A 13,734-nucleotide genomic window follows, 5' to 3' on the forward strand; every position below is an offset into this window, starting at 1 on the left:
CGCTGACCCCCCTCAGCGTGGAGGATCGCCAGTTTCAGCCCTTTGCGTCGAGAATCTCGCCCGCTCTGGCTAGTACGGATTTCCACAGATTCGGTGCGACAGTTCCGCGGAGTAGCGCGGCTACCTCCTCCGCCGCCAGGTCGACGAACCGCTGGGAGACGTGTCCTCGTGGTAGCGGGGAGTGGGAGGGCTCCATCACCGCGCGAGGAGCAACGTGCGGGTCGTCCTTCGCTTCGGCCGCATCTGACCCATCAACTGCATCGGAGTTCGAACCGAGCACCTCACTGATGACTTTTCCCCACGGGTCCGGGTTGAACTCCGAACCTTCCTCTGCATCGACCCCATCGCTGGCCGCCGCATCAGAGGCTTCATCGGCGCCGTCCGTTGTCGGATCGTCCGATTCGTGGTCGTCGTCGCCCATCGCGAGCGGGTCTCCGACGCAGACGATGTCGAGATACCTGGTTGTTCTGGTCAGTGCGACATACAGCAAGCGGTGGCCCCGGTCGTCCTCGGCGACGATATCTTCCGGCTCCATCACAACGACAGCGTCGAACTCGAGGCCCTTTGCTTCCTGAGGACCGACCAGGTTGATTCCTGGGCCGAGCTCACCGGCGGACGCGGCACGCCAGGCCACGTCTTTGGCCTTCAGCTCTCGTTCGGTGTCCGGGCGGCAGGAGGCGGGGCAGATGATGGCTACGGATCGGCCGTGGGCGGCGTGCCCCATCGCGACGCGGACGGCCTCAGCCGCACGCTCGTCCCCGTCGATGCGGTGGATGAGAGGCTCGGCCGGACCGTCCCGCACGATCTGCGGTGCCTGCACCGTGGGAGCCGCGAGAGGCAGGAGCTGGGCCGCGAGCTCGAAGACCTGTCGAGGTACCCGGTACCCGTAACGCAGCTCTTCGCGGACTTGGGGCAGATCGGCAGGCAGGTGATCGAGAAGCTCGTCCCAGTCGTCACGCGCCCAGTGGCCGGTCGACTGAGCGATGTCCCCGACGATGGTCATGGACCCATTGGCGGAGCGGCGGGCGATGGTTCGCAGTTGCATGGGGGAGAGGTCCTGCGCCTCGTCGACGACGATGTGCGTGAAGTGGGCCTCCACGCTGTTGATGAGGTGCTCGGCCTCGTCGAGCACTGCAAGGTCAGCGTCGCTCCACGTCTCTTGCGAGAGCCGATCGGCGGGTCGCCGGTGCAACAGCGAAACTTCTCGGGCTGTGAATTCGTCGCCCGCCGCTCCCATCAGCCGGTCGCGGGAGCCGTAGAGCTCACGTAGGAACGATGCGGCGGTGAACGACGGCCAGAGCCTGTCCATGACGGGATCGAGTGCCGTCCGCAGCCGTTGCGGATTCACGTGTACCCGGGGGGAGAGGAGATCGATCAGCAAGTCCCGGAACAAGTGCCGGCGTTCGGTGTACGTGCCGGCACTGGCACGGCACCGCATTATCAGCGGCTTGAGCTCCTCGGCAGCCATCGGCACGGAGCGGCCCTCGATCTGCGCCTCAATCCAATGCTGTCCCTCGGGCGGCCCGACCCGAGCGTAAAGCGCCCGCCGCACGAGCCCAGCCATCCTTCCGTCGCCCTTGAGCTTCACGACATCGGGATCCTCTTGGCGACCACGTATCACTGGTGGATGTAGCTGGTTGATGTCCCGTTGCTCAATGCTCGTGTCACCCAGGCTGGGCAGCACCGTGCGGGTGTAGCGCGTAAAGGTGGGGTTCGGGCCGATGATGAGTACATCCTCGGCCGACAGTCGACCCTGACTGTTGAACAGCAGCCACGAGACTCTGTGCAGCGCAACTGCTGTCTTGCCGGTGCCAGGTCCGCCCTGGATGACCAACAGCTGGTCGATCGGGGCGCGGATGAGGTCGAACTGCGCCGCCTGGATCGTCCGGACGATGTCCTGCATCGTGCCGGTGCGGTTGCTGTTGAGATCTGCGAGGAGCGCGTCGTTGACGTCCTCGTGCGCCTCCAGCTCGGCGACGTCAGCGGCGAGTTGGGCGAACACGGTGTCGCTGAACGACTTGATCGTGTTGCTTGAGCACTCGAAGTTGCGCTTGAGTCGGAGGCCACGTGGGTCGGCGTGACTTGCCTCGTAGTAGGTGGCGGCGGCAGGTGCCTGCCAGTTCATGACGAGTAGCTTTGAATGATCACCAAGGATCGCGTGGTGGCCTATGTAGTAGACCTCGCCGTCCTCGTAATCCATCCGACCGAAGGCGACCGATTCGTCCGATCCGCCTATGCGAGCCAGCCGTGCTTGGGTGTCCTGCCTGATCCTCGCGGCGGCGCCGCCGTTGGCGGCGGCGCCTGCGGCGAGGCCCAGAGTCCTGCGCATGCGCTCCCGGTGGTCCCAAGCCGTGTCGAAGTACTTCTGCTCGCGACTTATCTCTTCCGAGACCGCATCCATCCTGGACCTCCCGCTGGCGGCGCACACCGTAGCGCCTTGCTGCGACAAATTTGGCCTTCCTCACGCGGAGCCGAGGAGGCTGAGGCCGGTTCAGCAAGTCCGCTCAAGATCCCCTGACCGTACGGTCGGTCTACGACTTTGTCGCTCGGTCGAGTGCATGTTCGCCCGCTCAACCTTTCGGTGCTGCTGACGACCGGTCGGTCTCTTGACGAGCACGATCAGCGTGGGTCGAAGGCAAGGGGTCTTCAGCGGCGACACGGTGCGCTAGAAGCGCTCAGGCGTTCCCTTCACGGTTGATGCGGCGGCGGGCGAGCCTACAGAGACGGGAGGCCCGCCACAAGATCAGATTCTTGGGTCGGAGCGCTGACATCGCCAAGATCGGACCGGGCGGCCGTCCCGGACTTACCGTTCGGTCTACCTGGCGCTATCCGCCCCGGCGATGCGGCGTTCCCCGCCCTGGTGGAAGATCATCATGCTTTGACAGGGCGGCACGATCGGGAGGGCGCGGTGACCATCGCGCTGCAATCCTTCCGCTGGCCGTGGCCACCGCAACGGCGGTGTGGAGCCCGCTGGACGGTCGAAGACGCGAGGACCAACGTCAACGTGCAGCGCCCGCAGAAGGAGCGAGATGCCGAGCGTGTCTAACGGAGGATGGCAGCCGCCACCGGTGCCCCCGCACCCGGGAGCGAGCCTCGGCTGGCGGATCCGGCACAGCCTTTGGCTGCTGCTGCCCATCGCCGGTTGCGGCTTCCTCGCCGGGGCCGGATTCCTCTACATCGGGCTGCGCGCTCGACGCACGGCCTGGTGGATTGCCGGCATCGCCTACCTGGTGATCGGTTGGACTTCCTTCGCCACTATCGGCGAGTCGGACAAGACAGGCGCCCTAAGCACGGTGGCAACGGTCGTGCTCCTGGCCATGTGGGTAGCGAGCATCGTGCACGGATGCGTAGTCAACTCGTCGTGGCTGCGCTGGCGGGCCGACCACCTTCCCTGGTACGCCCGGCCCCAGGCGCAGCCACCCACCTGGCCCGGCGGCCCGTACCCACCGGCGCAGGCAGGGCCACCATCCCTGCCCACATCCGCGCCGCTCGCCGTGCACGAGGTGATGCCGCAGCCCGGCGCCTACCCCGGTGCCGCCACCACGGTGGCGCCCGCGCCCACTCAGCCGTCGCCGCCACCGCCCTCAGTGCCGCGGGCTGTGCCACCGGGGGCCGTGGATGTCAACGCGGCGACGGTCGAACAGCTCGCCGCTCTCGCTCACTTTGACCCCGAGCGTGCGCGGCGCGTGGTGGCCGAACGGCAGGTGCGCCGCGGGTTCGGCAGCGTGGAGGAGTTCGCGGCCGTCGCGAACCTCGCGCCGCACGAGTTCGCTCACCTCAGAAACCTGGTGACCTGCGCACCGCAGTAAGGGTCGCCCGGTGCAGCCGGGTTGGACGTCGTGGGCCTGACGGCGGCTCAGGGTGACCCGCATCGGGCTGCGGTCGATGATGAGGCACGGGGTTACTCGGCCCGGCTGAGCCGACGCACCCGCTCGGAGTTGTCCGCGTCGGCGAGGTTGAGCAGCAGCATCACGTCGGCCAGCAGCCGTTGGGCCCGTGGTTGCAGCACCGCCCAGCCGTGTGCCGGCGGTAGCCGGGAGTTCTGGAGCCGGCGGACGGCGGGCTGAGGGCTGACCCGCCCCGCCGGCCCGACGATCTCCCGCTCGTCCACCCAGCAGTGCCGCAACGGATGGCGGCCGATGAGCGCGTCGACGCACAAGTCCCGACCTCGAGGACGAGCGGGTGGCCGTACCGTTGCCCGGCTGCGGGGCGCGGTGCCCGCCCCCCGGCGATGGAGGTCCAGAAGCGAACCAGCCGCACGGCCTAACCGTGACCCCGCTCGCGCACCGTCTCGCCGGGAGGTCGCGGCGGCGCTTGCGAGCGCCGGTCGCGAGCGGGGTGCTGAGGCGATCCGGCCGGCCGGCCCTCGGCTGGTGGCGCGGGATGTTCCGCGGACGGACCTTGCGCTACAACCGTCCTGGGACGTCCGGGACGGGGAACCAAGCATCGTCGTCGAGAGCCCCGAGGTAGACGTAAGTGGTACCCCCGGTGGCTGCATTGAGTGGTGCGAAGAAGTGGGACGCCTCGTTGATGTAGACCCGGCCCCCAGAGTGTCCCTTGACTGCGGCGAGGCGACGCGCGAGCAGTCGTGCTGGCTGTTGACCAACCTCATCGGACAGATGTACTTCCCTGATCCGCCGACCAGAGGTCATGTCGTACTTGATGTCTGTCCCCCCGGCGCGCAGCACGTACGGAATTCCGGCGTGGGGACCGGGCCATGGATCCCCAGGGTTAAGACCGGGTGGTGGAACTGGGCCGATGGTCGTCTGCCCGTCGTAGACGAACTCGAGATTCTCCTCGTACGTCCCGGCGTAAACGCAACCGCCGTCAGGGTGAGGCACCAGAACGTCGTGATACTCGTTGATGTAGAAGGCGCCACCCAGGGCGCCATTTACTTTTTCCTTCACCACGTTGACCATCGCGACGAGCCGCTCGTGGCGATCGTTGGTGAGGAGTTCCTTCTCTCGCGCGCTGATCCGATATACCAGCCGTACCTCCATGCCGCCCACCGGGCTGTGCACGACTGAGTACTTGGCATCCTTGTTTACATTCGAGGGTGACAGCCCTGGGTAGAAGGTAAACATCTGTACCTTTCGGCGGCCCGGGTCGGGATCAGGCGGAACCGTTGACCGTCCCGGGAGGTGTGGTGATGGTTGTACATGAGGCTAATGCGCTTTCATATGTGCTCACTATCGGATTAGAGACACTTCGTCTGCTTGACAAGCCGGAGGCGGGACGTGACCGGTCAGGAGGGCCAGGCGAAGCCGCCGGGGGCATGGGCAAGGTGGAACTTCTTGCCGCCTTCCACGTACCAGGCTTGGCCCTCCTCACTGAGGAAGAACCCGATGCCGCGATCGAAGAGCCCGCGCCAGTTCTCCAACACCCGTCGAGCGTTGGCCGCCAGCTCGGCGGGGGCGTTGCCGTCCACCAGAGCGAACTCAATGGTCCCGTCGGGTGTTCGACGTTCGATGACTCCGCCCTGCTTCTGCCGTAGTCGGTACGACCCGCCGCCCTTGTTGGGTGAGCCGACGAGCACGGTGCCGGGTTCCAGGAGGGCAGGATCAGTAGTTCTCGTGCCACGCCTTGCTTTTTCGACCACGTCCGCCTCGAAAGGCTCTGCCAAATGTCCGGCGACATAGGGGACGAGGCCTTCTGCGCTTTCACCCCAGACCAGGACGAGGCGATGTGCGGGCGTCACTCGGAATCGTCCGCCACGCTTGCCGCGGACCTGCTCGACGAGGGTCGCGGCGTTCTGGGGGTTGCGGATCAAGGTGCCTGCGCTGTTGGTGACTGTCCCCAGTGTGTCGACCGAATACTCCTGACCCGTGACGCTGCCCATCCAGCGCGCGGGCATCTCAGGGGGTCGTTGGCCCAGCCGTTCCCACTCCTGCTCCTCGGTCGGTCGCGGGGAGGCTGGCGGTCCGGACATCTTCTGCGGCGCCACAGTGGGGTCGCTCGTCCACAGCCAGTATCGATTGGCTCCTTCGCCGGTCAGGTCCGCCCAGTCTTCTTTGGCGTAGATCTGCTCGTCGACCGTCTTCGCGACATAGATAAGGTGCATGTCGGCATGTTTGCGTGGAGCGTTCTCGTCGAAGCGACGCCGGAGGACTCGCCCCAGCGCCTGGATGCGTTGACGCACGCTCGATGTGGACGCGACAGAGATGCCCACGTCCGCTTCCGGCACGTCAATTCCCTCGACCAGGGACTTGACGGAAACCAGCACCTGCGCGGCTCCGGTCCGGAATGACTCCAGTGCTTCGATTCTCGCACGATCGCCGAGTCTGGAATGTTCAAGCGCGATGGATACATCCGGAATTGACGAGACGAGACTGCTGTGTAGTGCGGCGGCTTCACTGACACGCTCATGGAAAAGGAGAACCCGTCTGGCTTGGCCCGACTCAAGCGTCTGAGCCAAGATACGGCTGGCCACCCTACTGCGATCGGTGGCCCGGTAGAGCAGGTCCTTACGGCGAGAGGTCGCGGCAATGTACCTTCGGGCGAGTTGACCGATCTCGTCCCGGCGCTTCTGAAGGTGTTGGGCGCGACCAGATTCGAAGCCGAGATTCTGCAGCTCGTCGCCGAGGTCGTCGACCTGTCGGCTGATTTGGTCGTACTGGCGTTGTTCCTCGGGAGTCAGTTGAATGCCATGGTGATGAATGTCGTAGTCCGGCAGCCATCCAGCCAATCGTGCGTCCCGCAAAGTGAATCGGTAGACGACCGCACCTAGTGCTTGGCCAACCAGCTGTTCGTCGTACCGGAGTAGTTCCCCCGACTCGTCGAGCTCCTCTCGGTCTGGGGTGGCGGACAAGCCGAGCTTGTAGGCGGCCTCCGTCTGCAGGACCTTGGCGAAGGTAGGCGCGCCAGCCCGGTGGCACTCGTCGACGATGAGCATGAGCGGCTGGCCCGTCTGTGCCAGCGCCGGGAGCCGCTTCGCTGCCGTGTTTAGCACGGCGACAATCGCCCGGCAGGTCCCGAAGTCTTCGTCCTTGCCCGCGCCGAGCAAGCCGATCTCGGGAGGCATCAGGTTGGTGTACCGCTGGAGGGCCACCTGCCACTGGCGGGCAAGCGCCTCGGTCGGGACCACAACGGCGATCCGTAGCTCCGGGTCTCGCGTAGCGGCGAGGGCTGCGCAAGCAAGCGCAATTAGCGTCTTGCCGCCGCCCGTGACAATCTCCAGCGTCCCTCGGTAAGGGCCCGCGGAGTCATCGCGCTCCCACGCTCGGACGGCCTCGGCTTGCCACGCTGCCAGGGTGAACCCACGGGTCGTGATCATCGGTGTGCCCGGCCTTCTTCGTCGAGGACACGGCGAACCTCGTCTCGGATGAGCGTGGGCAAGGAAGTTCTCGCCCACGCGGCCAGCTCTGCCCTCACCGTTGCGGCAACGACGTCGGCCAGCCGCCCTAGCTGTTCGAACTCATGGCTGCCGCTAAAGGTGTCGCTGGCTCCACCGGTGCCGGTGGTGATCGAGATTGGCGGCAGGCCGTCCCGCGCATATCCCGTGCTCTGGCGGTGATCCGGGCGAACGGGGCTGGAGTCCGCCCGGTCGAGGAGTTCGGCCTGTGACAGCTCGAGGGCTTCGGCGAGTTGCCGCAGAGCCTTCGCTGATGGCGTCTTCGTGCCGTTCTCCAGCTCGGACAGGTACGGGTAGCTGAGCAGGGCTCGCTCGGCGACCTCCTTGCGCTTGAGTCCAAGCTCGGCGCGTCTGACCTGGATGGCCCGCCCGAGTCCGCCTGGTTGCTGGTCCATCTGTCGCCCTTCCAGCGTAGCTTTCTGCGGAGCTGTTGACTTAACTACGCTCCTTGCGTAATAATTCTGCTCGTGCCGCTCCCCATCCTACGCGAGCAGAAGGACTACGCTAGTGAACAAGCTTACTAGGCTCCAGAAGCGTCAGCTTTCCGCTGTCGGCGTACGCCGGTGGCGAATGGCCCCTCGTCCCGAACAGCGCGGTCTGCTGCCGAATCTCTCGGTTGTCCGGCTCGTCGCGCGGAACCGCCTGCTGCCCGGCGTCCTCGTTTGGGCGAGAGTGCCGTTCGAGGACAACATCCTGTACAAGATCCGCCCGGCCGTCGTCCTCGGCTGCCGGGGGCGGGATGTGGTCATTCTGCCGTGCACGAGCTCACCGGCGCGTCACCGGCGCATCGACCAGCCGATCGAACTCATGGACGTCGAGACCGCCGGGCTGCGCCGCCCTACCGCGGTTCGTCGGACAGCCCTGAGCGTTGACCTCGTCGACGTCCTTACCGTGATCGGCGAGCTGTCTGACACCGACCGACGTCGCGTCCTCTGCGCGGCGGTCGTCTCTCGCCTGGCCGCGTGACGCAGCCGAGAGCCGGCGCCGTGGTTCACCGTCGACCGCGTCCTCGTCGCCAGGTCGTCAGCGCATCATTGCCTCGACTCTTGGTCCAGCACCTCGCCGGTCCTGTCCAGGACGGCATGCCAGGCTCGGTGTCACTGTCCCTTGAGCAGCGCCACAACCGCGTCGGCCCGAGATCGAAGAAGCCTGCGATGTAGGTCGGCGCGGCCGGGAACTGGCGAGGGCTCGACCCGGACCAGGTACACGACTACCTCAACCGGGTCACCGACGAGCTGGAACGCCTGCACCGCGAGCTGACCACGGCGAACACCGAGGCCGATCGCATCCGCCAAGCGCTGCGTCAGTGGCAGTCGCGTCACACCAACTGCCGCCACCGGCAGCCGGGCGCGCCCAACGGCAGTGGCCGCGATGGCCGCGCCCCGCTGGATCATCCATGCCCACCACGCTGCCCAGCCTCGACGGCGCCGTCATCCTGGCGACGGCTTTGCGGGACTCGCTCGGTCATGTCACGGCCATCGACTTCGGCGAGACTACGCTGAGCGAGAAGGACAGCCAGTTCCTGCGTACACGAGTGTGGTGTGACGCCCGGCTCGACGGCGCCGGCCGTTGCCGACGGCGCGACGGGCACGCCGGGCTGTGAGGCCCCACCGACGAGGAACTGCCCCAATAGCAGCGACGGGTGGCGCCTGGAGGCACCACCCGTCGTCTGACGATTCCGCTACGCCCCGGGGATCACCACGAGCCCGTTGTTGTAGTCGGCCAGCAGCACGTCCTTGCGGCCGTCGCTGTTAATGTCGCCGACCGCGAGGCCCCGGTGCTCGTAGTGGGAGGCGTAGTAGCTGTTGTGGCCCAGCTGCTCCCGGCCCAGGCGGCCGTCGGGGCGCTGGAGCAGAACGCCCACCTGGTACCAGCCGCCGTGGGCGACCACCACGTCGAGCCGCGAGTCGCCGTCCATGTCCTCGAGGACGACGGGCTCGGGCATGTCGTACGCGACGTAGACCTGCCACTCGCCGAGGGTGCCGGCGGCGTCGTGGGTCAGTACGGAGATCCGCGGGTCGGGCATGTTGCCGGTGACGGTGACGACCACGTCGGCCCGGCCGTCGCCGGTGACGTCGCCGGCCGCGAACGAGTGCGCGTCGATTTCCTGCCCCTCGGGGACGGGGATGCTGGCCGGAGTGGCGAAGGTGCGGGCGGAGGTCTGCTCGGCGACGATGATCCACCGGCCGTCGAGGCGTACCAGGTCCAGGCCGGGGCCGCCGGTCACGTCGGCGATCCCCAGGACCGGACCGGAGAGCGGTGTGGTCACGGCGATCGGCGCGGCGAACTCGCCGGGGCCGGTGCCGTAGCGCACCAGCACCGACTCGTTGGTGGTCGCCACCAGGTCCAGCGTGCCGTCCTGGTCGAGGTCGATGACGTGGACGTCGCCGAGGGGTGCGCCGAACGACAGCGCCACCGGCGCGGCGAGGCCGCCGGCGGACTGCCGGGTACAGGTCCAGCCCGTCGCCGGAGGCGACCAGCAGCTCATTGCGGCCGTCGCCGTCGATGTCGGCGATGACCGGGACCATGCTGCCGCCGGTCGGCGCCGACGTGCCGTAGCGGACTGGCGCGGCGAGCCGGTGCTCCGGCAGCTGGACGTAGAGGTAGGCCGAGTGGTTGAGGTCCCCGGCGCCGGCCTCGGTCCCGGTGGTGAGCACCACGTCGGTGAGCCCGTCGCCGGTGAGGTCGCCGGCGGCGATGGCCGTTTCGGTGGAGCCCACCCGGGCCGCCTCGGACGGGCCGAAGGACACCTCGCCGTACGCCGGGTCGACCTGTAACGGCAGATCGGCCGAGGAGCTGCCGCCGTTGTTGGGGTTGGTGCCGTAGCCCTCGAAGCGGGCGTAGTAGGTCACCGAGCTGGCCTTCGGGGTGGTCACCATCGCGGCGTACCCCTGCCAGAGGGTGGCCTGGCCGATGACCTCGCTGCCGGCGAGGAAGACCACCTTGCCCCACGGCTCGGACCCGTCGGCAGTGCGGACCCGCGCGGACAGCGCCACCGACTGGCCCTGCTCGGAGCGGGTCGGGTTGACGGCGATCGTGGTGGTGGTCGCCAGCCCGGTGTAGGCGGCGCCGGACGCGAACGGGCCGGCCGCGCCGTTGGCGGTGAGGGCGCGCACCTTGTACTGGTAGTAGTAGCCGTCCGACCGGCCGGTCTCGCGGAACGACGGCTCGGTGGTCGAGGTGATCAGGCTGTCGCCGTCGATCGGGTGGTGCCGGTACACCTCGTAGCGGGCCGCGCCGGGCACCGCCGCCCAGGTCAGCTCCATCGTGCCCGGGGTGCCGGTGAGCCGCAGGCCGCTCGGTGCGGTCAGCACCGGCAGGGTGGTGGCGCTGGCCTGGGGTGACTGGACGGAGAGCTTGTTCCGGTACTCGGCCTGCACCACGTAGTAGTAGGTGGTGGCCGGGGCGAGCCCGGAGTCCAGGAACTCCAGGCCGGTGCTGCTGCCGACCTGGGTGTAGGGGCCGCCCGACCCGGTGGAGCGCGAGACCCGGTACGCGGAGGCCTGCGGCGCCGCCTGCCAACTCACCCGGATCTGGGCGGACGAGACCGCCGTCGCGCTGGTCGCCGGCGGCGGGTTGATCGCTGGCCCGGCCTGGGCCGGTGCCGCGGTCAGTTGGGTCACCGCGACGAGCGCCGCCACCAGGGCGATGCCGAACAGTCGTAAGCGGGTGGGTGTGTGCGCCATCGGCGTCCTCCGGTCCCCGTGATGATCAGTCCGTTGGTATGGCGTCCGGCCGTCGCGCTGCGTCACACTCGCCGCGGGGATGAGGCTTCTGTGGGAGTTGCGGACACATGCCGGAGATTGCGGCGACGGCCGAGGACATCGCCGGCTGGCGAGGCCGGTGCGAGGTTCGCTGGCAGGAAAAGGGCCAGGGCACCTGCCCCCCGGTGCGGTGACAGGTGCCCTGGCGGTCATATCGGCTCAGGTCAGGAGGCGCCGCCCGGCTGGACGACGCCGTTGACCTTCAGGGTGTACTGCGCGTACTGGCTGACCTGCTCGGTCGGCTCGTCGTAGGCGACCACGGCGACGACCTTCGGGAAGACGCTCAGCAGGGCCAGCTGCGCCCGGTTGAGGGTAAGGCTGGACTTGCCGTCGAACTCGAACTGCCAGGCGAGCGAGTGCTGCTCGTCCAGGCCGATCAGGCGCACGTTCCAGTTGTGGACGCTGACCGGCTTGATCTCGGTGGGCGAGTCGAACGGGGCGAGGCTGCTGCCGTCGCTGACCGTGGTGCCGCCGACGGTGATGTCGTCGATCAGCCAGCCGCCCTCGTTGACGCCGCCGTCGCTGACGTAGCGGAAGCCGAGCAGGACGGACTTGCCGGCGTACGCGGACAGGTCGTAGCTGTGCGCCTCGAACCCGTTGGTGGTGCCGTTGACCGCCGGGCCGAGCGGGCCGTCGGTGGTCTTGTCACCCGGGATGGCGGTGTAGGTGGCGCCGCCGTCGGTGGACACGGTGACGTAGCCGTAGTCGAAGCCGAGTTCCGCGCCGTACTTGGCGACGAAGCGCAGCGTCGGGTCGGTCGTCGGCACGGTGAGCGTGGTGACGGCGCCCGCGTCGGTGTTGTTGTCGTTGCCGGAAAAGAGAACGGGGTTGCCGGCACGGTCGGGGTCGTTGTTCACCACGGTCCAGGCCAGCGGCAGCGCCGGCAGGGTCTTGCCGCCCTGGAACGACAGCGACCGCAGGTCACGGCCGCGCAGCAGCTGCCCATCGGCCTTCTGCAGCGGCACGTAGTCGGCGCCGTTCGGCGCCGCGCCCGGGGTGGCGTTGGCGGCTGGGTTGGCCAGGTTGACCGTGGAGCGCAGGCTCTTGGTGGTCACCCGGCTCTTCGGTACGCCGAGCATGACGCCGTGCCGGTTATCCCCGACAATCTTGTCGACCAGCGTCATCGTCTGGTAGTCGTGGATGACCTGGTACATGTCCTTGGCGTCCTCGGCCTTCAACGCCGCGCCCAGGCTGGCCAGGCCCTGCAGGTCACCGTCATTGTGCAGGCGGTGGACGATGTCGGTGCCGTACCGGTCGTCGAGGAACTGGATGAACGAGTACGCGTTGCCGTAGTCGGCGAGCACCGCGTTCGCGTTGGGGCTCTCGTCCCAGAGGTTCAGTGAGTTCTCCGGGCCGCCGCAGTCGCGCGGGTTGGCGTTGTACGGCGTCTGCACCGTACCGAAGCCCTGGTAGCAGTAGAGGTGGCCGTCGGCGCCCCGGTCGAAGACGGTCGCCGTGGTGTCGACGTAGCCGGTCAGCGTCTGGGCGAAGTCGGAGAGGCCCTCGTTGAGCCAGGTTCCCTCGAACGGGTCGGTGTAGTAGTGCGCCAGGTGCTGCCACTCGTGGGCGAAGGTGCCCTCGTAGCTGAACGGGCGGGCCGGGCGGCTGGTGCACAGGTCGTCGGTCGGCTCGTTCGGCGGGTTCGCCCCGGTGCGGTGCAGCCAGTCGAACGCGTCGACGGTCATCACGTTGCGGTCGAACAGCTCGTTGAGCTGCGCCGAGAAGAAGCCGGCGATGTAGGTCGGCGCGGCCGGGAACTGGAAGTAGTTGTCGTCCCGGACGTTGTCGATCAGGGTGACGGTCTTGTTGCCGCCGCCGGTGTAGACCCCGCCGTTGCCGTCGGCGTCCGGGCCGATCAGGGTGTTGGTGCCGTCGCGGTCTGGCGGACGGCTGAACGCGGCCGTCTCCTTGGGGTACATGTTGGTGTCGAACTCGTGCACGAAGTTCTGCACCTGCGCGTCGGTGATCTGCGTCGACGAGGCCACCTGGTTGCGGCAGTCGTTCGCCGGGAACCCGAGGTCGTTGGCGACCCACACCTCGATGTTGTCGCCGACGCCCCGCAGCGTGTAGTCCTTGCGGTAGTAGCTGCCCTGCGTGTCGTCGAGCCCGAGCCACTGCCGGACGGTGCCGACCGTTGGCGTCTCCGCCGCCTGGGCCTTGAATCGCGCCTGCGCGCGCGGCTGGTAGCGGGCCGGCGTCTCGACCTTGCGGCCGTCCAGGGTGAAGTCCTTGCGGGTGAGCTCGCGGGTGTCGTCGCTGGGTCGGTCGTTCGTCGCGGCCGGCTGGGCGGGAGCGGCCGCCGCGGCGGTCGCAGGAAGGACACTCAGGAGCGGTAGGACGAGTGAGATGGCTGCGGCACCGGCGATCCGGCTGCGTGCCATTGGCCCCCCTTGGGTCTGTTGAGTCCGGTGGACGGGGTCTGCGTCGCGAGCCACCGGAATTCCATCCACGTTCGTACTGCTAATGGTTGCCTTTGGCAATCATCTCGCCGCATGATCCACCGCACTGGGCGCCCCGTCAATGGCGGCGGGGGGGGGGGGGGGGGGGGGGGGGCCGGGGGCCCCCCGGGGGGGGGGGGGGGGGGGGGGGGGGGGGGCGCGCGGGGGGCCGCCGCGGGGG

General features: G+C 68.0%; 11 protein-coding genes and 3 pseudogenes. 6 read left to right on the forward strand and 8 right to left on the reverse strand.

Translation table 11 applies throughout. From position 1 onward, the window contains the following. Positions 1-34: 34 nt before the first annotated feature. On the reverse strand, positions 35-2,401 hold the full coding sequence (locus ACIBBA_RS07560; RefSeq protein ID WP_396694756.1) for a HelD family protein: 2,367 nt from the start codon (positions 2,399-2,401) through the stop codon (positions 35-37). Positions 2,402-3,038: 637 nt separating this feature from the next. On the opposite strand from ACIBBA_RS07560, the gene ACIBBA_RS07565 reads away from it, so the two are divergent. Further along, positions 3,039-3,809, forward strand: a complete 771-nt coding sequence (locus tag ACIBBA_RS07565; RefSeq protein ID WP_396694757.1) for a ComEA family DNA-binding protein — start codon at positions 3,039-3,041, stop codon at positions 3,807-3,809. 92 nt (positions 3,810-3,901) lie between these two features. Here the strand turns inward: ACIBBA_RS07565 and ACIBBA_RS07570 are convergent, their stop codons facing one another. The 4 genes from ACIBBA_RS07570 to ACIBBA_RS07585 form a co-directional block, all read right to left on the reverse strand. Continuing rightward, positions 3,902-4,159 (reverse strand): hypothetical protein, encoded by a 258-nt coding sequence (locus tag ACIBBA_RS07570; RefSeq protein WP_396694759.1) that lies wholly within the window; start codon positions 4,157-4,159, stop codon positions 3,902-3,904. A 247-nt stretch (positions 4,160-4,406) separates the two neighbouring features. Beyond that, on the reverse strand, positions 4,407-5,084 hold the full coding sequence (locus ACIBBA_RS07575) for a hypothetical protein (RefSeq protein ID WP_396694761.1): 678 nt from the start codon (positions 5,082-5,084) through the stop codon (positions 4,407-4,409). Between the two features lie 161 nt (positions 5,085-5,245). Then, positions 5,246-7,273, reverse strand: a complete 2,028-nt coding sequence (locus ACIBBA_RS07580) for a DEAD/DEAH box helicase (RefSeq protein ID WP_396694763.1) — start codon at positions 7,271-7,273, stop codon at positions 5,246-5,248. Beyond that, positions 7,270-7,746: a helix-turn-helix domain-containing protein gene (locus ACIBBA_RS07585; RefSeq protein WP_396694765.1), complete on the reverse strand. Its 477-nt coding sequence runs from the start codon at positions 7,744-7,746 to the stop codon at positions 7,270-7,272. Before ACIBBA_RS07585 ends, ACIBBA_RS07580 begins: the two co-directional genes overlap by 4 nt. A gap of 112 nt (positions 7,747-7,858) precedes the next feature. Here ACIBBA_RS07585 and ACIBBA_RS07590 point away from each other — a divergent pair, with 112 nt between their 5' ends. From ACIBBA_RS07590 to ACIBBA_RS07600, 3 genes and pseudogenes are all read left to right on the forward strand, one after another. After that, positions 7,859-8,317, forward strand: coding sequence for a hypothetical protein (locus ACIBBA_RS07590; RefSeq protein WP_396694767.1), 459 nt, complete (start codon positions 7,859-7,861; stop codon positions 8,315-8,317). Between the two features lie 215 nt (positions 8,318-8,532). Next, positions 8,533-8,730 (forward strand): annotated as a pseudogene (locus tag ACIBBA_RS07595) (polyketide synthase docking domain-containing protein); the annotation flags it as partial. Beyond that, positions 8,723-8,948 (forward strand): annotated as a pseudogene (locus ACIBBA_RS07600) (hypothetical protein); the annotation flags it as partial. The pseudogenes ACIBBA_RS07595 and ACIBBA_RS07600, both read left to right, overlap by 8 nt. A gap of 84 nt (positions 8,949-9,032) precedes the next feature. On the opposite strand, the gene ACIBBA_RS07605 reads toward ACIBBA_RS07600, so the two are convergent. Both ACIBBA_RS07605 and ACIBBA_RS07610 read right to left on the reverse strand, forming a co-directional pair. Further along, positions 9,033-9,839: an FG-GAP repeat domain-containing protein gene (locus tag ACIBBA_RS07605; RefSeq protein ID WP_396694769.1), complete on the reverse strand. Its 807-nt coding sequence runs from the start codon at positions 9,837-9,839 to the stop codon at positions 9,033-9,035. 46 nt (positions 9,840-9,885) lie between these two features. Next, positions 9,886-10,230: pseudogene (locus tag ACIBBA_RS07610) on the reverse strand (hypothetical protein); the annotation flags it as partial. 34 nt (positions 10,231-10,264) lie between these two features. On the opposite strand from ACIBBA_RS07610, the gene ACIBBA_RS07615 reads away from it, so the two are divergent. Both ACIBBA_RS07615 and ACIBBA_RS07620 read left to right on the forward strand, forming a co-directional pair. After that, positions 10,265-10,414 carry a hypothetical protein gene (locus ACIBBA_RS07615; RefSeq protein ID WP_396694771.1) on the forward strand — a complete coding sequence of 50 codons (150 nt, stop codon included), beginning with the start codon at positions 10,265-10,267 and terminating at the stop codon, positions 10,412-10,414. A gap of 411 nt (positions 10,415-10,825) precedes the next feature. Then, on the forward strand, positions 10,826-11,059 hold the full coding sequence (locus ACIBBA_RS07620; RefSeq protein WP_396694773.1) for a hypothetical protein: 234 nt from the start codon (positions 10,826-10,828) through the stop codon (positions 11,057-11,059). Between the two features lie 220 nt (positions 11,060-11,279). Here ACIBBA_RS07620 and ACIBBA_RS07625 read toward each other — a convergent pair whose 3' ends face one another. Further along, positions 11,280-13,496, reverse strand: coding sequence for a choice-of-anchor J domain-containing protein (locus ACIBBA_RS07625; protein WP_396694775.1), 2,217 nt, complete (start codon positions 13,494-13,496; stop codon positions 11,280-11,282). Between the last annotated feature and the right edge of the window lie 238 nt (positions 13,497-13,734).

Source organism: Micromonospora sp. NPDC051006, assembly GCF_044456245.1.
Lineage (GTDB): Bacteria > Actinomycetota > Actinomycetes > Mycobacteriales > Micromonosporaceae > Micromonospora.